This window comes from Natronorubrum thiooxidans (assembly GCF_900156475.1).
Taxonomy (GTDB): Archaea; Halobacteriota; Halobacteria; order Halobacteriales; family Natrialbaceae; genus Natronorubrum; species Natronorubrum thiooxidans.
Map to the genome: position 1 here is coordinate 26422 of NZ_FTNR01000002.1, position 17399 is coordinate 43820.

A 17399-nucleotide genomic window follows, 5' to 3' on the forward strand; every position below is an offset into this window, starting at 1 on the left:
GGCACACCGACCGCGATCACCGGGACGCGGCCAGCGAATGTGTCGCTCGAGGATGTCCGACTCAGCCGAACGAGCCCAGCGACGACTGAAGATTCCGACTTGGCTCTCCGTTTGCCACTGTATACCCCACGAGATCGCGCATGTCGACGGCGTACGTTGTCCCGCCGTTCTCGAGAACGAGCAGCCGACCTTTCACCCCGATGACGGTGCCTGCAGCGATCGTCTCGGGAACCGGCTGCCGTTCACACTCGAGATCATAATCGAGCCGAAACCTCTCGAGTACGTCGAACTCGGCAAGCGTTGTGTCCCAGGCGGCTTCGTCGACCGTCGCCGCGAGCGAGGCGACTTTGGTCGGCGTGCGGACTCGATCGACGAGTCGCTCGGCGATTTCGGCTTCGATCTCGCGGGCGAGCCGGCCGTTCGAGACGGTGTGGACGCGGGCTGCGCGGTCGGCCCCCTGCTCTCGGAGCCGGGTCTCGAGTCGACGAGATTTGGTGACGCCGACTTTGAACGTGTCGGGGGCAAAGGCGGCGATGTAGACCGCGTGCTCCTGATAACAGTCCATCTCGTCTTTCAGGCAGGTGCCCGTACAGCGGGCACAGACCCACGTGCTCGTATGGAACTCACAGTGGGGCGCTGCTGGGCGCGCACAGGCGATGTGGTCGCCGTCGTGGACCGTGCCCGCACAGTGTCGTGACTCGAGCGAATACGAGAGGTTGTCACCGGTCTCGAGGGACTGGCGCTCGACCGTTCCGCCGTCGCCGAACAGCAGCGCCGATCCTCGCCCGCTCGGCTCGTAGCCCACCAGTTGCACGCGTTCGACTTGGGTGTAACTCGGGATATACTGTTCGCTGTCTCGTCGGCAGCCGACAGTACGGCGCGTTCGGACGAACCGCCTATGCCTATCTGCGTCGACACCGAAGCCGACCGTATGACACTCGACGGGCGACTCGAGGCGGACGTATCGACGGCCGAGGACGGGACGACAGTGGTTCGATTCGAGTTTGCCGTCACAAACAGGGGGCCAACGCCGGTCGGACTGGAGTTTCCAGACGCGTGCAAGGCTGAGTTCGTCGTGCGCGATGATGGCCGCGAACTCTGGCGGTTCACCGAGGGCAAGGCGTTTGCGCAACTGCTCACCTCGGAGACGATTCCGCCAGCGGAGACGGCGACCTACGAAGCCGAATGGGTGGCACCTCAGTCGGGTGGCTACGTCGCCGTCGCCGAGTTACGGGCGCGGGAGGCGACCTGTGAGGCCCAGACCGATTTCGGCGTGTAATACTGCCGGTTGTGCCGGTGGTCCGACGGGACCACACGATTGGACATTCCACCGGAGCTGACGGCCAACTGCCACTCAGTGACTGGTGGGCGGCGATCAGGTCCGTCATCGGACGCGGCGATGAGCGCCGACAGCGAAGTCCCTAAACCACCCCCATCCCAACGGCGAGCCATGCAAGCGCTGGTTGTCGCGGCCCACGGGTCACACCTGAACCCGAACGCCTCGGACCCCACCTACGCCCACGCGGATACTGTCCGCGAGACGGGGGCGTTCGACGAGGTCCGCGAGGCGTTCTGGAAGGAGGAACCACACTTTCGCGATGTGATCCGGACACTCGAGTCCGAGTCGGTGTTCGTCGTTCCGCTGTTTATCAGCGAGGGCTACTTCACCGAGCAGGTGATCCCCCGTGAACTGCGCCTCGAGGAGTGGGACCCCGAGCAGTGGGACTCCGACGGGACGACTGCCTCACAGGTCACACTCGAGGCCGAAGACGTCGACAAGACGATTCACTACTGCGGGCCGGTCGGCACTCACGATGCGATGACCGACGTCATCGTCCAGCGAGCCGAGAACGTGACGGACGATCCGGACGTCGGCGAGGGCGTCGGCCTCGCGGTCGTCGGCCACGGCACCGAGCGCAACGAAAACTCGGCGAAGGCAGTCGAGTATCACGCCGACCGGATCCGCGAGCAGGGTCGGTTCGACGCGGTCGAGGCCCTCTTCATGGACGAAGAGCCGGAAGTCGACGACGTCACGGACTACTTCGAAACGGACGACATCGTCGTCGTCCCGTTGTTCATCGCCGACGGCTACCACACCCAGGAGGACATCCCCGAGGATATGGGATTGACCGAAGACTACCGCCTCGGCTGGGACGTACCGGCCGCGGTCGACGGCCACCGCGTCTGGTACGCCGGGGCCGTCGGTACCGAGGACCTGATGGCCGATGTCGTCCTCGAGCGTGCAGCCGACGCCGGGGCCGATATCGGCGGCGCACTCGAGTCGGACACGGGGCGGAGGGCTGATACGTGACGATACCCGCAGCCGTGTTCGACTCGCTGATCGCGACACTCGAGGCCGAGTCGCCGATCGCGTTCGACGGCCTGCGAATCGACTGCGACGGCGAGACGTACCGCCTCGAGACGCCCGAGCGCGAACGGACCGGCCTCGACGAAGACGACCTTGAGGCTGCTCTCGAGTCGGTCGTCGACTACGTCACGAACTGGCACTACTGGCAGGAGGCAGTCGGCGGGACGGGAACCGCTCGTCGGGCGTTCCTGCGGTGGTGTGAGCGGGCACCGCGTGCGGCCGAGATGGACACCGACGAGACGTCGGCGACTTCGGACGACCCCCTCGAGGTGCCGGCACGATACGACGCGCTTCGGGAGGGAGTCGACCGCGAGTGGGGCCAACTGTGTCTCACGACCCGGCTCGTCGACGACACAGACGCCGCTGACTCCGCTGGCGAGCGCGTCTACGACCTCTGGCACGTCGACGACGCCGATACCGACCTCGCCGACCTCGAGGTCTACGACGACCCACGAGATGCTCGAGAGCTCTCGACCAACGACGACGACGGCCGCTATCGACCGCTGAAGACCGCACCCACGTTGGTCTCGGGATGGGCCTTTACCGGCCTCTCGGGGTCGGAACTCGTCGAAACGATCGGCTTTTTCTATCCCGCGACGATCGCAAACTGGCACCGAGAGCTGCAAGGGACGTTGGACGTCGATCACTGGCTCGAGACTGCCGAACGCCAGACCGGCATCTACGACGTCATCGATGAACTTCCCCGTGAGGCCGTCGAGTGGCTGACCGAGGCCTGCTGTGTCGACTCCCAGTGTCTGCGCCGCCGCGAGTGGCAGTACGAGGACGGCGACGAGATCGCGGTCGACGGCGGCGACGGCCAGTTCCCGTGTCGGGAGCCGTGTTCGCTCGTCGTCGCCGCCGCGCGCAAGTGGACCGTCCTCGAGTCCGAAGACGAACGCACCTACGAACTCGAGTTGACGCCGAGCGAACTGCACCAACTCGAGGAGCTTATCGACGCCGTCGCCGACGGCCGAACCGACGAGATTCGTGAAGCCGACGTCTACGACGGTGCGAACCGCTATCGGGCGCGATATCTCCGGGCAAAACGGTTCGACGACGACGGCACCCTCGAGGCGCGCGAGCGCCACGACGACTGACGACAGGTGCGTCTCTCGCGACCGCGGGATTACCGAATCAGTAACACAAGCGCCACGAGAAATCCGACTGAAACGATGGCAAGCCCGGCCATCGCGACCGGGCCACCGATCGTGGCCGCCGTCAACACCGCGATTCCGACGGCGACGAGCCCGAGCGCGACGACGCCGAGTGTCGCGGGTTCGAGACCAACGGTGGCGATCAGTTCCTCGAGGGCGCTCCGTTCGGGCGCGTTCTGTGCGGGTTTCGACAGCGATTCGTCGACGTCGACGTCTCCCGGCGCTGGTTTGACGGTGACGGGAATCGACAGCGACTCCGAGCCGTACCCGGTCAACACCTCGAGTGTCCCGTCGACGGGACGGTCGATCGCCTCGGCAGTGACGCGGACGAGGACGATCGTTTCGCCGTCGGCTTCGACGTAATAGTTCGACTCGGGGAGCGTCGCGATCCGCTCGAGGTCGCCGCCGAGCCGACAGTGGACGTGTGCGGGTGTGCCGTGACTCTGCAGGCGGAGGTCGAACGAGCCCCGGACCTCGAGGCGACTACTGGCTGTCTCGAGTGAGTCGGCAGACCCGCGATTGACGTGGACGGTGACCTCCTGGGACACGGTTTGTGTGATCGATCAGGCCGGGGTTTCCTCGCGCATATCCGGTGGCAGCAGGTTCGGGATGCCGTCTTCGATGGGGTAGCGCTCGCCACATTCGCGACAGACGAGCGTGCCCGCGACGATTTCCTCGCCGTCATCGTCGTATTCGGCGTCCTCGAGTTCTAAGTCGTGTTTGTCCAGCGGACAGCAGAGGATCTCCAGCAACGACTCCTTCATGATAAACAGGCTTACCGCAGACAGCAAAAGGCTTCGGGAACGAAACGGACACAGCCGCCCGCCGGACGGTCGCGAGACTGCACTCATTCCGACTGGGTTCGTTCCTCACGGACGGTACTACCGACGACGAGCGCGGCCCCGATGATGACGAGGTTTTTGATGATGTACTGTCCCTCGACGGTCAAGCCGTAGGGAATCGTCGTGAACGCCACCTCGGGTAAGAGCACGAGCGGGAGGAAGGTGCCGGGCATCTGGAGGAACAACAGGAGGATGCCGAGCCGGATCAGCGGCCGGTAGAGCAAGCAGATGCCGATCAGCACCTCCCAGACGCCCAGTATCGGGACGAACAGCTCCGGTGGAACGACGTACACCGTCGCGGCGACGAGCTCCGCGGCCGGGCTCACACCGAACACCTTCAGCCCGCCGAACCAGACGAAGACGATCCCGAGCGCGATACGAAGCGTCGGCAGCCCCCAACGTCCCATCCAGTTGGCGATCGATCGGTCGACCGCTTCGACACGACGGACCGTTTCCGCTGGAACGCCGAGGGTTGACTCGAGTCGGCGAACGAGTGCTGTGAATGGATCACTCATAGACAGTCCTCACAGAAAGTAAACGGCCTCTGCGAGCAAAAGGTCGCGGTGTGTCTATTCGGGGAGACGCGGTCGTCGCCAATTATAGTAACAACTGCAACGGTTTGCACACCGATCGCACACCTGTCGTGCGATCGGGTGCGCACTGACTTTCAGTGGCTACTATAGCGAACCGCAAAAAAAACGAGGCCGAAGCGTTACTCGTACGGGTTCTCGACGATGACGGTCTCCTCGCGGCCGGGACCGACACCGACCGCGTAGATCGGGGTGTCGAGTTCGTCGCTGATGTACTCGAGGTAGGTCCGGGCGTTTTCCGGGATCGCCTCGTAGCCATCGGCTGCGACCTCGGCCCAGTCGACCGCTGGCCAACCGTCGAAAGACTTGAACGTCGCTTCACAACGACCCCACTGCTCGGTCGTCGGGGGCACGGTGAAGATCTCCTCGCCGTCGAACTCGTAGCTGTGGCCGACCTTCACTTCCTCGAGTCCGGCCAGCACGTCGATGTGGTTGATTGCAAGCCCTGTAAAGCCGTTTGCACGGGACGCATGGCGCAACATCGGCATGTCGAGCCACCCGACACGGCGCGGGCGACCGGTGACGGTGCCGTACTCGCCGCCCTCGTCGCGGATCTGGGTTGCGAGTACTTCCTCGTCCTCGTCAGCACCCTCGTCCGGGTCGTAGTCAGGCGTCTGATCCTCGACACCGCCGAGTTCGGTCGGGAGCGGCCCCGTGCCGACGCGCGAGAGGTAGGCCTTGACGATCCCGATGATGTCACCCTGTCCGACGACGGTCGGGCCGAGTCCGGTACCGACGGTCGCGCCACCCGAGGTCGGGTTCGAGGAGGTGACGTAGGGGTAGACGCCGTGGTCGATGTCGAGTGACGTCCCCTGTGCGCCTTCGAGCATGACGTTGTCGCCGTCGTCGATGCGGTCTTGCAAGAACGTGCCACAGTCGACGGTCATGTCTTCCTCCTCGAGTCGCTTGCCGTACTCACGATACGTCTCGTAGAGGTGGTCGATGTCGAACGCCTCGCCGGTTTCCTTCTCGAAGACCTCCTCTGCGAGGGCTTTCTTCTGGGGAACGACGTACTCGAGTCGCTCGCGAAGCACGTCGGGATCGAGCAAGTCGCCGATCCGGACGCCGCGTCGGCCGGCCTTGTCCTCGTAGGTCGGGCCGATGCCGCGTTTGGTCGTTCCCGCTGCGAGGTCTTCTTTCTCTGCTTCTTCGATCCCGTCGAGCGCGCGGTGATACGGAAGGATAACGTGTGCGCGTTCGGCCACGCGCACGTCCGGCTCGAGGCCGCGCTCTCGGAGCGTGTCGATCTCGTCGAACAGCGTCTCGGGATTGACGACACAGCCGTTGCCGAGAACGCCGACCTTCCCGCGGACGGCACCGGATGGCACGAGCGATAGTTTGTACTTCTCACCGTCGTCAACGACGGTGTGCCCAGCGTTGTCGCCACCCTGATACCGAGCGACGACGTCGGCGGCGTCGCCATAGAGGTCGACGACTCCACCCTTGCCTTCGTCGCCGAGTTGCGACCCGACGATTGTGACGGTCATAACAGCGGCGGATTCTTGCCCGGCCGATAAACAGATTACGGTATGGCCGGGGTGTATCCCTCGAGATATACATGCATGTGTATAGATCCCGCGATGTACCCTGTCGCTGACCGTCCGCCCTCGAGGACCGAGCCGGTGGTCGCATGGCGAGTAACGGACTGCCAACACCGGCGTGTCTGAACCCGGCAAGAGGCAAGCGGCCATGGCGCACGCGAACACAACTCCGTTTCGTCTGGCGATTCTGCGAGCATGATTGCTCACTGAATCGTTCTGTCACCCTGGGAACGGAACCGTTAACTACTGACAGGCCGAATCGTCTAGTTGCGCGAAAACGGGTCAGTCGCGGAGAGTAACTTTTAAAAGGCCCAAAGACAAGTTAACAAATGCCATGATAGACCGACTTGAGAAGGAAGTCGATATGTTGGAACGGCATCTGCAGGTCCTGAAGATGGTTATCGAGAACGAACCGATCGGGATCGTCAAGATGTCGAACGAGACGGGTTACCCGCACCACAAAGTTCGGTACTCGCTTCGTGTCCTCGAGGAAGAAAACCTCATCGAGCCCTCCAGCCAAGGTGCAATTAAGACCGAGCGCACCGCAGAGTTCGTCGACGAACTCGACGGCAAGCTCGACGACATTGTCGACAAACTCGACGGTATGAAGATCGAAGACGTCGCAGAGATCGAAGGGTAATCTCTCTCCGCACCGCTCCGGCCCACCCCTGTGTGTTGTTCCCGGGCCGGTACTATCGAGGCCCCCGCACCTCGACCAGCGACCGACACCCGACCGCCACAGACTGCCCACGATCGACACTGGCCGGCCGGAGGCAGTAATCTGTGCGGTCGACCGGCGCGGGCTAGCACCTGCCACATTTATGATAGCTGTTTTCTCTTCGTCGACAAGACAGTGAGACTGCACGCCACAGCGGCGATGTGCAGTCCGTCTACCGATTCCGGTACGAACTGTTCGATAAGCGCAGGGAGTCCCTACAGTTCGGGGACGTTCATGTGGAACCCTTCCGAGCGCGATTCGACCAGACAGAGGTGATACCCCTGTTTACGGGAGAGATTGACGTAGCTCAGCTTCGAGCTGCGACTGAGAAAGCCACTGCTGGTCGCCTGTTCGGCGACCTCGAGCGCGCCTGGCTCGAAGTAACTCGAGGTGACGACGGTCGCGGCCGCGAGGTCGGGATAGTTCGCTTTAACCGCCGAGGCGGCTTCTTCCATCTCCTCGAGCATCCCCTGTGTCGCGGGTTCGCGCGAGTCGTTCAGGTTCGCAACAACGAGCGGATTCCCCATCTTGTCGAACGCGACGATATCGAACGCCACACTGTCGGGAACGTCGTCGGTGTCGTCGTCCGCGAGCGAGATCGTCGCGTCGAGTTCGGCGCGGTCGATCTGCGGGATCGCGTCGTAGAGATCGGCCAGTGCGTTGGCGTTGCCGGTGTCACGGATCTCGTAGAGAACCATCGCGGTGAGCCAGTCGACAAAGCGGTACTCCATCGTCGCGGTGAGAAACTCCTCGTAGGGCGTGCCATCGACAGCGACGTCGGTCGCGTCGAACCCGGTGTGGTATTCGAGACGGAGATTCGAGGCGACCTCGCTGCGATCGGCGTCGCCGTCGTGGGCCGTCTCGAGGGTCGGCTGGCTCTTCGAGCCGTACCGGACGAAGAGGTTCGTTTCGCCGAGGGCCTGCTGTGGTGGGAGGTGGGTATTTGTCTCCGGCGTGTCCGTCGTCGACTCGCCGGTATCGGCTGCGGCCTCCTGGGCCTGCTTGAGATCAGATTCGAGCCCCTCGATGCGTGAGCGGAGCCGGTCGACCGTCTCTGTGAGTTCGTCGTTTTCCGCTCGAAGCCGGTCGCGTTCGGCCTCGAGTTCCTCGAGTTTGGCGACGAGTGTCTCGTGTTGTTCCGTTCGTGTTTCCAGTTGCTGGGTGAGTGCGGCGATCTGCTGGTCGTGGTCGGAACGCGATGGCGTCCCAGCGGTCTCCGACGCTGTGTTCGAGCCCGACTCGGTGTCGGAACGGTCCACTCGAGCCGGCTGCTCGCGCTGACGAGCGTTAGTTTCGGCGGACTGGGGTCGCTGTCGGCTCGACTGTGCCCGTGTCGTCTCCGTCTCAGTGGCTGTCGAGTCCGACGACGGCTGTGGGGGGTGCGAACTCGGTTCATGGTGACTGGCAGCCATGCCGTCTCGAGTCGAGTCCGCCGTCTCGGTGTTGTCCGGATCGATCGATGGGATGCGGCGCGTTTCGCGCCACTGTGCCTCCTGTTCGAACCGCGCAGGGTCCTCGGACGGGTCGTCTTCGGACTCTGACTCGATGTCGTCTTCGGTCCAGGAGATATCGTTCTGATCCAGTTGTGCTGCTGCCTTTTCGACCGTCGCGGGATCGAGACTCGAGTGATCGCTGTCTTCGGTGGACTCGCCGTCGCTGTCAGCGTCGGTATCCGGTTCCGAGATGGGGTCCGGCACCGACGCGGACTCCTGTTCGACGGGGGCCGTGTCGTCGCTACTCTCGTCCGTCGATACCGGACCGGCGACAGACTCGCTCGGTTCCGACTCGAGTGCGGTTTGATCCGTGTCGATTGCTCGTTCTGACTCGCTCTCGAGGTCGGCTGTCGCCTCCGCATCGGTAATCCCGCTCGAAGCCGGTTCCGGCTCCGAGTCGCCGGTCGTCGTGATCCCCGACAGGCCATCCGGCTCCTCAAGTGTCGAGGCCGTCGTCGGGTCGTCGAGGCTGCTGTCCGCGATCGGCGTGCTCGTCGCCGTCTCGTCGGCCGTCGTCGGCTCCGTCTCAGCGATGTCGATCGACTCGAGTGCCGACTCCGTTGGGTCGGTGCTCGGTTCGGGGTCCGACTCGGGTTTCGTGGCCGACTCGTCGGCCGTCACCGAAGTCGACGTCGGATCAGGGGCCGCGCTGGTATCGCTCTCGGCGGTCTCACTGTCGTCGCTGTCGGCTGTCCCGGTGTCTGGCACGTCGGTCACGTCGATGTCGACGTCAGTTACTTTGTAAATCCCGACTTCGCCGTCGGCTCGTTCGAACGCCTCGTCGCCGGTTAGCAGCTGCTCAGCGTTGCCGATGTAGGCCGCTGCCATTCGACGCCCGCCGTAGTAGACCGCGTAGTAGTCGCCGCTGAGGACGTTTTCGCTCAGTTCGATATATCCGGTAAACGAGCCGCTCTGGAGCGTCTCGTCGACCTCTCGAAGCGGTGTTTCGTTCGTGTAGTACTTCGCTCTCGTATCGCCGCCCTGTTCTTCCATCGCACAGAGCAGCGGGAGCGAGGGATGGGGTGCCTCGTAGGTCGTTCCCGAGGCGGTTTCGAACGCCTCCAGAGTCCCGTCGACGATCCCGACGACGCGACCGTTGAGCATGAATAGCCACGTTCCAGCAGCGACGACAGCCCCCGAAAAATCAACTGCAGCGAGATCCGCGAGGCCATCGTATCCGCCACTGAACTGGCGAGAATCCCATTGTTCGACGCGCTCTTTCGTGCGCGAGTTCATAGTTCAACAAGAAGGAACTGAAACAAATACGTTTCGTCTAGTGGCACTTCGCTCCCGATTCCGTGCCGGAATCGACCGCTATCGGCCGATTTTGGTCCGTGGTCGACGAGTGTATAAGCCTAAATTTTCGATTCCGCGTCTTCGGCGAGTTCTTTCATCCGTTTCCCGATTCGACCCGCGCTCGAGAACTCGTCTTCGCTCATGCCGTTTGCGAGGGCGTTCCCGAGGATGAAGACGGCGTGTTTGTGTTCGCTTTTCGATTTGTGGACGTGTGATGGATCGACATCGAGCTGGTGGTACGGGTCGAAGAGCGTCTCGTCGACGTCCTCTCGCTGGGAGAAGTGCTCCATGATGACGACGAGTTCTTCGTGGAGCTCGAGGAGTTCGTCTTTATGCATACACCGTTGTATGAACGGTTTCGATTTAAGCGTTGTGTGCGGTCCAGTCGCAAAACCCGTCTCGAGGGCTCAGCGGCTTGGTACGGTGGGTCTGCTGTCGTTTCGTCCGTCTTGTCGCCATCGGTCGGCGGCGACGAGACAGACCCAACTGCCGAAGGCGACGGCGGCGACGAACTCGGGGACGGCAAACCACGCCATCGGGTCGGCGCTCCCGGCTCGAGACAGCAACCAGCCGAGCCAGCCGAGTGGATGCACCAGCCCGAGCCAGATGGAGGCGAGTCCGAGTCGGGGCTTCTCGGCGAGGACGAGCCCGGTGCCGTAGACCCACTGTGCAACCGGTGCGAGCCCGAAAAACAGCAAGGCAGCCGGCCCGTGCAGGCTCGTCGCGAGATAGAACTCGGTGTGGTCGAGAAAGAAGACGCCAACGCCGACCAGGCCGAGCGTCGCTCCCCACAACAGGACGACGCCGAGGCGCTCGAGGTCGGTTCGACTCGCTACCCAGAGTCGCCAGCCAAAGGGGATGCCGAGCAGCCCGCCAAGGATCAGCCCGCCGTTGAAAAGCAGGACGGTTCGGGTTCCGTAGCGGCCCATATCCGACAGTGCGCGGTCGCGCCAGGTAAACGTCTCCGGGGCAGCGAGCAGGGTTGCGAGGACGATCGCGCCCAGTGCGACGGTCGGCGCGGCGAGTCCACAGCCCGTTGCGAGTCGACGCCAGTTCCGCTCAGTCATGGTGCTCGAGTCGCCGCGGAAACGTATCAAACTGCGTGTTTGTTCGTTCCGTGACTCGAGGCCGAGCGGCGCGTCGAGCGTACGACACGCTCGAGGGCAGTGACGGGTGGCAAAACGGGGTCGAGGGTCGAACGGGTAACGATTCAGTCCGAAGCGACGGGCGTCGTCCCGTCGCGCTGGCCGGCCGGGAACCATGCGAGTTCGTGGTCGGCCGTGACGCGGACGGCAACGCGCTCGTCGAGATCGATCTGGTCGGAGTGATTGTGCATACACTCGATAGTTTCGCCCGAGTCGAGTTCGACGCGGTAGAGGACAGTTGGACCGAGATACCGGCGGTAGACGACGCGACCGTTGGCCTCGGCGTCTTCGGCTGGGAAGGCCGTCACGTCGTCGGGGCGAACGAGCAGGTCGAGGGTGGAGCCATCGTACTGGTGGGCGAGGCCGTTGACGTCGTCACGAAGCACGCGGCCGAGCGCAGTGTCGACGCTGTCGCCGTGGACCTCCCCCGAGAGGAAGCTAGCGTGGCCAAGAAAGCCAGCGACGAACCGCGATTCCGGCTGCTGGAAGACCTGCTGGGGCGTATCGATCTGTTCGATTGCGCCGTCGTTCATCACGGCGACGCGGTCGGAAATCGAGAGCGCCTCCTCCTGATCGTGAGTGACCGAGATGGCGGTGACGCCGGCTTCTTTGATAATCCGGCGGACCTCCTCGCGCATCTCGACGCGCAGGTCGACGTCTAAGTTCGAGAACGGCTCGTCGAGCAACAGCATCTCGGGTTCGGGGGCGAGCGAGCGCGCGAGGGCGATCCGCTGTTGTTGCCCGCCGGAGAGTTCGTCCGGGTAGGCGTCGCCCTGTGCCTCGAGGCCGACGAGCTCAAGCAGTTCGTCAACGCGGGCGTCGCGTTCGGCCTCGGACCACTCTTGGAGGCCGAACGCGACGTTCTCGCGGGCGGTCAGATGCGGAAACAGCGCGAACTCCTGAAACACGACGCCGACGCCGCGTTCTTCCGGTGGGACGAAGCGACAGTCGCCCGCGACGTCGCGGTCTCGAAGTCGAATCCGTCCGGCGTTTGGTTTCTCGAGGCCGGCGATCAGCCGCAGCGTCGTCGTTTTGCCACAGCCCGATGGGCCGAGGAGCGTGAGTATCTCGCCGTCGCGAACGGACAGTGAGAGATCCGGGATGACCTCTTCGGTGCCGTACTGTTTCCCGACGTTATCGAGTTCGAGTACGACGTCGTCCGCCGGTACCGTCGGTGCATCCGGGTGTTCATCAGCCGCCGTTGTGAGCAGTTGTCCGTTCGCCATTGATCGACCCTCCGGCATCTGCCGGCATTCATTTGTTTTAGGTGTGCCTAAAATACTTATATCTGCCGGTCGCTCCCGCTGGGCTGAAAAACCGAGCGCCGATCAGAGTTCGACGCCGCTCGGGATCAGACTGTGTTGGCGAAGCAGGTCGCCTTCGTCGTCGTAGACGAGAAACGTTCGCTTGTCGTAGCTGACGAACTGGTCGCCGTCGAGGCTAATTGCGACCTCGTAGCGCCCGTCGGTTTCGGTTGCCTCTTCCCCATAGCCACGGGCGGCTTGAATAAACGTCAGGACGTCGTCGGCAGCCTCGTTGAGTTCAAGGATGAACTCGCCGGTAACCCGGTTCGTGACGCTGACGACACCCGCGGTATCATCGCCCAGTGGACCCTGGAGTCGAAGTGCGACGTCGGTCTCTGCTGCCTCGAGAACGTCACCGTCAGGGCCAGTAAGGCGCTCGCGAAGCATCGTCGCCGGGCCAGTGAAGTCGATCGATACCGAGGGCTTGCTCGGTTCGCCGTTGGTCTCGACCCAGTCGACATTGTTGACATCTAACGTGAAGTGCTCGCGCCTCATTCCGTATCTACCGGTTCGCACTCAGACCGTATCAACGTAACGCCACTGTCGCATCGATGATGACGTTACGAACGCTTTTTGCGCGTGCCCCAACGAGGACGGACAATGGCCGAGGAGCACCCGCGAGCCGACACCTCGCGACGAGTCGCCGTTCGTGACACCTACGATCGGATCGCCACCCATTTCGCCGCCACCAGAGAGTACGCCTGGCCCGAAGTCGAGACGTTCGTCGAGACGCACGCGAATGAACTCGAGCCCGCTGTGGACGACTCGCTCACCGGGCTCGATCTCGGCTGTGGCAACTGCCGACACGCCGAACTGCTCGCCGGCCACTGCAAGCGCGTCGTCGGCCTCGACGTCAGCCGCGGGCTCCTCGAGACTGGTCGCGAGCGCGCCCGCGAGCACGGGTTCGCCGTCGCACTCTGTCAAGGCGACGCCGCACGACTGCCGCTGGCCGCTAACAGCGTCGACATCGCCGTCTACGTCGCGACGCTCCATCACCTGCCGACCCAGCGAGCCCGCCGAGACAGCCTCGATGAACTCGCGCGCGTCCTCGCCCCCGATGGCCGCGCGCTCGTCAGCGCGTGGTCGACCGCCCACGACAAGTTCGACGAAACCGACGGGTTCGACACGACCATCGAGTGGACACTGCCGGGCGGCGAACCCGTCGACCGCTTCTATCACATTTACAGCCCCGAGGAGTTCGATGCCGCCCTCGAGGCGAGCGCACTCGAGGTCCTCGAGTGGGAGGTCTCGAGTGGGAACTGCTATGCGACGGTCGCAGGGGCAGCCGACTCGAGCCCACGAGCGGAGTGATCGGGGGCTGTAGTCGTCCGCGGCGTTCAAAACTGGCCGACTCGAGCGGGTTGATCGAAAACGGAAGCATCTTAAACACGGAACCAGAATCGGGAGATAGGCGCGGATGGTCTAGTGGTAGGACCTGAGCCTTCCAAGCTCATGGCCCGGGTTCAAATCCCGGTCCGCGCATTCCTGCGGCGAACCAACTCGTGAGCCGCAGGAATCGTATGAGGGTGTTGAAGTAGAGCAGTCACAGCGCGTGAGCGAAGCGAACACGATCGTCTTCGTGCAGTTCTACTGTGAGACGACAAGTCCCGCGAGGGGATACGTGTGGCCACTCGACAGCCCCTCGCTCCGACGGATGGCGGTCCACGGCGACGTGTCGAGGCCGGCAAGTGTGGCACCCGCTCCCGCGAGCAGCCAGCGTCTGGAGGGCATACGGCGAATCGAGACAGTCAACTGATATACATTTTGTGTTCGGCTCGTTGTACTCTCGTAGGCACCATATTCTCACACGCGACAGCGGTCGTGTCTCGCGGGTCAGTCCGAAGCCGCCTGCAGTGCCCGCTCGAGTCGGGCGACGAGTTGCGTGTCGTCGGTCCACAGCCCCTCGAACCCATCGGCGTCGCGCTCTCTGGCGATGAGCCCGCTGGTCCGGAGTGGATCGCCGTCGCCGTCGAAGGTGAGCACCCAGAACGAGCCGATCTCGTCGCCGCCGTCGGCGTAGATCGTCACGCCAGGAATCGACGGTCGGTCCCAGTCGTCGGCGATATAAACGTGGATGTCGAGCGCCGACTCCGCGGCGAGGCGGGCGTACACCGCCTCCATCGGCTCGAGCGCGTCCGAATTCTGGAACCCCACCCGGAGCGTCCCGCTGCCGGCCCGCCAGGCCCGGTTCTCGATCTCACGGCTGACCGCGAGCAGTTGCCGGCGCTCGAGGGAGTGCCACACTGTCGACTCGAAGACCTCGACCAGGCGGCGATAGCTGGCGTCGTCGAGGGCGTCGGCCCACGGCTCGTTGATCGGCGGCTCGAGGAACTCTCGGGCGGCCTCGAGGCCGATAGCAGCGACGAACGCATCGTCCTCGTGGATGACGAAGAAACTCTGACTGGCCGCAGTTACATCCGGGAGCGAGCGGTAGTCGACGGCGTCGACTCCGGTCTGGAACCAGTCGACGACGTCGGGCTGTGGCTGTGGCGCATAGATGGTGACGGTTCGTGTCGGCGGGTCGATCTGGGCGAAGTAGGCAGAGAGTGTCATTGATCGTGGGCCTCGAGTGCGACTCGGTAACTGAACACGGCGTGTACGATCACGAACCGGTCTCCATCGCGCAGGCCCGTGTGACGATCTCTCGGGCGGGGTCCGGGCAGGGTGCGAGCGAAAGGGAGTCGGTGTCGTCGTCGTACCACACCATCCCGATTTCGACCAGTTTCGGAACGTGGGTGTGCTGGAGGTTCAGATAGCACTGATCACGACATTGTGACTCGACGATTCTGCCGTCAGCCGTGTAGGTCCACCCGGAAACGACGTCTGCCAGTTCTGACAGCAATGCCGTCTCGTGTTCGAGCAAAAAGTAACACATGAACCGGCGGTTCCGGTTTCGGAGCGCCAGAAACGCATTGTCGATAACGTTCTGACTCGACCGTGGTCCGTCCGACGACAGGTCTTCCGGGTCCATGTCTAGGTGTATCCCTCGAGTCAAGTTAACTATCGCCTTCCATTTGCCATCGGTGCGATCGGCGTCGCCGGTGTGGGGGACAGATCGCGACGACCGACGGCCGAGTTCACTCCTCGAGCGGTCGTCCCGACGGGCGGTCACTGAGATCGACGGTCGTGGCGAAGACGAGTCCGAGGACGGTCCCGAACAGGAGGTAGCCGACGAGACTTTCGATGGCGGCTGTCGGAAATGCGCCGGCCGTGCCACCGACTGTGCCGCCGAGGAGCTGGACTGGCAAGCACAACTACCACGCCAGCGGGCGACGAAAACCCGAGTACTGTGGGTCCTCCGCCAGTCTTACGTGCTGGCCCGCAAAGCTTCCGGCGTGGAGTACGATCTGCTTGGCTGGCCGCCCGACGGCCCGAAACTACGCCTCGATTACAAGCGGTTCAGCTACGCCGGCAAGTTCGTCATGACGAACACCGGGAAAGCCGTGGCTCGAGATGACGACACGATCGTCGCCGCCGTCGCGTTCAACGAGGACCGCACCGACGCGGACACGCTCTGGCTGCGCTACGTCACCGTCGACCGCGAGCGCCGCGGCGAGGGTATCGGCCCGAAACTGCTGGGTCACGTCCGCGACCGCGCCGTAGAGCGCGGCTACGATCGGCTTCGAATCGCCGTCAACAACCCGTTTGCCTACGAAGCACTCTATCGAACTGGCTTCGCCTACACTGGCGAGCAGACGGGCATCGCCGAACTCCTTCTCGAGTACCCGACTGCTGGCATCGAGGACGCTCGAGCACGGTATCAGGCTGGCCTCGAGCAGTTTCGCGAGCGCGATCTCTCCGACGAAGAGGGGCAATTTCTCGAGTCGCGACGTGACAGCGAACCACCCGAACCGGAGTCCTGATAGCGACTCGAGCGAATGCGAATTTAAACACGACCACTGGCGCGAAGCCAATACTTCAAATCCCAGTCGGCCCAAACGTCACCAATGGGAAACGCTGCACTACGTGATATCGCCGTCATCGAGGAGGTTCCCTTCGACGACGTCGAGGGTGTCGTCGCGGTCGACGCACACAACTGGCTCTACCGCTATCTGACGACGACGGTCAAGTGGACGAACAGTTCGAAGTACACGACCGCCGACGGCACTGAAGTCGCGAATCTCGTCGGCATCATCCAGGGCCTCCCCAAGTTCTTCGAACACGACATCACCCCGGTAATGGTCTTTGACGGTGGCCCCTCGGAACTGAAAGCCGACGAGATCGAGTCCCGCCGCGAGCAACGCGAGACCTACGAGGACCAACTCGAGGCCGCCCGCGAGGAGGGTGACGCAGTCGCGATCGCCCAACTCGAGTCCCGAACGCAACGGCTGACGCCGACGATTCAGGAGACGAGCCGTGAGTTGCTCGAGTTGCTCGACGTCCCAATCGTCGAAGCGCCGGCGGAGGGTGAAGCACAGGCCGCCCACATGGCTCGACGCGGCGACGCCGACTACGTCGGCTCGGAGGACTACGACGCGTTGCTCTTCGGCGCGCCGCTGACCCTGCGACAGCTCACAAGCAAGGGCAACCCCGAACTGATGGATCTCGAGGCCACGCTCGCACATCACGACCTCACGCTCGAGCAACTGATCGACGCGGCAATTCTCATCGGTACCGACTTCAACGACGGTGTGCACGGGATCGGTCCCAAGACGGCGATCACGGAGATTACCGAGCATGGCGACCTCTGGAGCGTTCTCGAGGCCCGCGGCGACAGCGTCGAGTACGGTGACCGCGTGCGACAGCTGTTCCGTGATCCGAATGTGACCGACGACTACGAGTTCGAGACGACGCTCGAGCCGGATCTCGAGGCCGCGCGGGCGTACGTCACCGACGAGTGGGGTGTCGACGCCGGCGAGGTCGAACGCGGCTTCGAACGGATCGACGAGAGCGTGACACAGACGGGGCTGGATCGCTGGACCTGACCACATTGCTGACCGAACGGCAA

At 63.5% G+C, this 17399-nt stretch carries 20 protein-coding genes and 1 tRNA gene; 8 read left to right on the forward strand and 13 right to left on the reverse strand.

Translation table 11 applies throughout. The features are described 5' to 3' along the window. Positions 1–61: 61 nt before the first annotated feature. Positions 62–814, reverse strand: a complete 753-nt coding sequence (locus BW940_RS03170) for a DUF2797 domain-containing protein (RefSeq protein ID WP_076607749.1) — start codon at positions 812–814, stop codon at positions 62–64. A gap of 117 nt (positions 815–931) precedes the next feature. Here BW940_RS03170 and BW940_RS03175 point away from each other — a divergent pair, with 117 nt between their 5' ends. The 3 genes from BW940_RS03175 to BW940_RS03185 all read left to right on the forward strand — a co-directional run bounded on the left by BW940_RS03175 (position 932) and on the right by BW940_RS03185 (position 3465). Then, positions 932–1279 (forward strand): BsuPI-related putative proteinase inhibitor, encoded by a 348-nt coding sequence (locus tag BW940_RS03175; RefSeq protein WP_076608108.1) that lies wholly within the window; start codon positions 932–934, stop codon positions 1277–1279. 171 nt (positions 1280–1450) lie between these two features. After that, positions 1451–2311 (forward strand): CbiX/SirB N-terminal domain-containing protein, encoded by an 861-nt coding sequence (locus BW940_RS03180; protein WP_076607750.1) that lies wholly within the window; start codon positions 1451–1453, stop codon positions 2309–2311. Beyond that, positions 2308–3465, forward strand: a complete 1158-nt coding sequence (locus tag BW940_RS03185) for a DR2241 family protein (RefSeq protein ID WP_076607751.1) — start codon at positions 2308–2310, stop codon at positions 3463–3465. Before BW940_RS03180 ends, BW940_RS03185 begins: the two co-directional genes overlap by 4 nt. Positions 3466–3494: 29 nt before the next feature. Here the strand turns inward: BW940_RS03185 and BW940_RS03190 are convergent, their stop codons facing one another. From BW940_RS03190 to BW940_RS03205, 4 genes are all read right to left on the reverse strand, one after another. Beyond that, positions 3495–4070, reverse strand: coding sequence for a DUF7524 family protein (locus tag BW940_RS03190; protein WP_076607752.1), 576 nt, complete (start codon positions 4068–4070; stop codon positions 3495–3497). Between the two features lie 15 nt (positions 4071–4085). After that, entirely contained in the window at positions 4086–4286 is a 201-nt protein-coding gene (locus BW940_RS03195; RefSeq protein WP_076607753.1) for a methytransferase partner Trm112, read from the reverse strand. 83 nt (positions 4287–4369) lie between these two features. Further along, positions 4370–4879, reverse strand: a complete 510-nt coding sequence (locus BW940_RS03200) for a DoxX family protein (protein WP_076607754.1) — start codon at positions 4877–4879, stop codon at positions 4370–4372. Positions 4880–5076: 197 nt separating this feature from the next. Then, positions 5077–6441, reverse strand: coding sequence for an adenylosuccinate synthase (locus BW940_RS03205; RefSeq protein ID WP_076607755.1), 1365 nt, complete (start codon positions 6439–6441; stop codon positions 5077–5079). A 388-nt stretch (positions 6442–6829) separates the two neighbouring features. Between BW940_RS03205 and BW940_RS03210 the strand changes: the two genes are divergently transcribed. Beyond that, positions 6830–7135 (forward strand): hypothetical protein, encoded by a 306-nt coding sequence (locus BW940_RS03210; RefSeq protein WP_076607756.1) that lies wholly within the window; start codon positions 6830–6832, stop codon positions 7133–7135. A gap of 293 nt (positions 7136–7428) precedes the next feature. Here the strand turns inward: BW940_RS03210 and BW940_RS03215 are convergent, their stop codons facing one another. The 5 genes from BW940_RS03215 to BW940_RS03235 all read right to left on the reverse strand — a co-directional run bounded on the left by BW940_RS03215 (position 7429) and on the right by BW940_RS03235 (position 12946). Further along, positions 7429–9942, reverse strand: a complete 2514-nt coding sequence (locus BW940_RS03215) for a DUF7527 domain-containing protein (protein ID WP_076607757.1) — start codon at positions 9940–9942, stop codon at positions 7429–7431. A gap of 119 nt (positions 9943–10061) precedes the next feature. Beyond that, positions 10062–10340 carry a UPF0058 family protein gene (locus tag BW940_RS03220; RefSeq protein WP_008163291.1) on the reverse strand — a complete coding sequence of 93 codons (279 nt, stop codon included), beginning with the start codon at positions 10338–10340 and terminating at the stop codon, positions 10062–10064. Between the two features lie 69 nt (positions 10341–10409). Further along, positions 10410–11069 carry a DUF998 domain-containing protein gene (locus BW940_RS03225; RefSeq protein ID WP_076607758.1) on the reverse strand — a complete coding sequence of 220 codons (660 nt, stop codon included), beginning with the start codon at positions 11067–11069 and terminating at the stop codon, positions 10410–10412. A 143-nt stretch (positions 11070–11212) separates the two neighbouring features. Next, entirely contained in the window at positions 11213–12373 is a 1161-nt protein-coding gene (locus BW940_RS03230; RefSeq protein ID WP_076607759.1) for an ABC transporter ATP-binding protein, read from the reverse strand. A gap of 102 nt (positions 12374–12475) precedes the next feature. Beyond that, on the reverse strand, positions 12476–12946 hold the full coding sequence (locus BW940_RS03235; RefSeq protein ID WP_076607760.1) for a DUF5793 family protein: 471 nt from the start codon (positions 12944–12946) through the stop codon (positions 12476–12478). A gap of 105 nt (positions 12947–13051) precedes the next feature. Between BW940_RS03235 and BW940_RS03240 the strand changes: the two genes are divergently transcribed. Together BW940_RS03240 and BW940_RS03245 are read left to right on the forward strand one after the other, a co-directional pair. Further along, positions 13052–13762: a class I SAM-dependent methyltransferase gene (locus tag BW940_RS03240; RefSeq protein WP_076607761.1), complete on the forward strand. Its 711-nt coding sequence runs from the start codon at positions 13052–13054 to the stop codon at positions 13760–13762. 100 nt (positions 13763–13862) lie between these two features. Beyond that, a tRNA-Gly gene (locus BW940_RS03245) sits at positions 13863–13933 on the forward strand. 105 nt (positions 13934–14038) lie between these two features. Here BW940_RS03245 and BW940_RS21440 read toward each other — a convergent pair. The 3 genes from BW940_RS21440 to BW940_RS03260 all read right to left on the reverse strand — a co-directional run bounded on the left by BW940_RS21440 (position 14039) and on the right by BW940_RS03260 (position 15422). Then, positions 14039–14182 carry a hypothetical protein gene (locus BW940_RS21440; protein WP_159440155.1) on the reverse strand — a complete coding sequence of 48 codons (144 nt, stop codon included), beginning with the start codon at positions 14180–14182 and terminating at the stop codon, positions 14039–14041. 102 nt (positions 14183–14284) lie between these two features. Continuing rightward, complete coding sequence (locus BW940_RS03255) at positions 14285–15004, reverse strand: DICT sensory domain-containing protein (RefSeq protein ID WP_076607763.1); 720 nt, start codon at positions 15002–15004, stop codon at positions 14285–14287. A gap of 49 nt (positions 15005–15053) precedes the next feature. Then, a complete protein-coding gene (locus BW940_RS03260; RefSeq protein ID WP_076607764.1) occupies positions 15054–15422 on the reverse strand; it encodes a DUF7344 domain-containing protein in 369 nt (122 codons plus the stop codon). Between the two features lie 364 nt (positions 15423–15786). Between BW940_RS03260 and BW940_RS03265 the strand changes: the two genes are divergently transcribed. Further along, positions 15787–16314, forward strand: a complete 528-nt coding sequence (locus tag BW940_RS03265) for a GNAT family N-acetyltransferase (protein WP_076607765.1) — start codon at positions 15787–15789, stop codon at positions 16312–16314. An 84-nt stretch (positions 16315–16398) separates the two neighbouring features. Beyond that, positions 16399–17376, forward strand: a complete 978-nt coding sequence (gene fen, locus BW940_RS03270) for a flap endonuclease-1 (protein WP_076607766.1) — start codon at positions 16399–16401, stop codon at positions 17374–17376. Positions 17377–17399 lie beyond the last annotated feature (23 nt).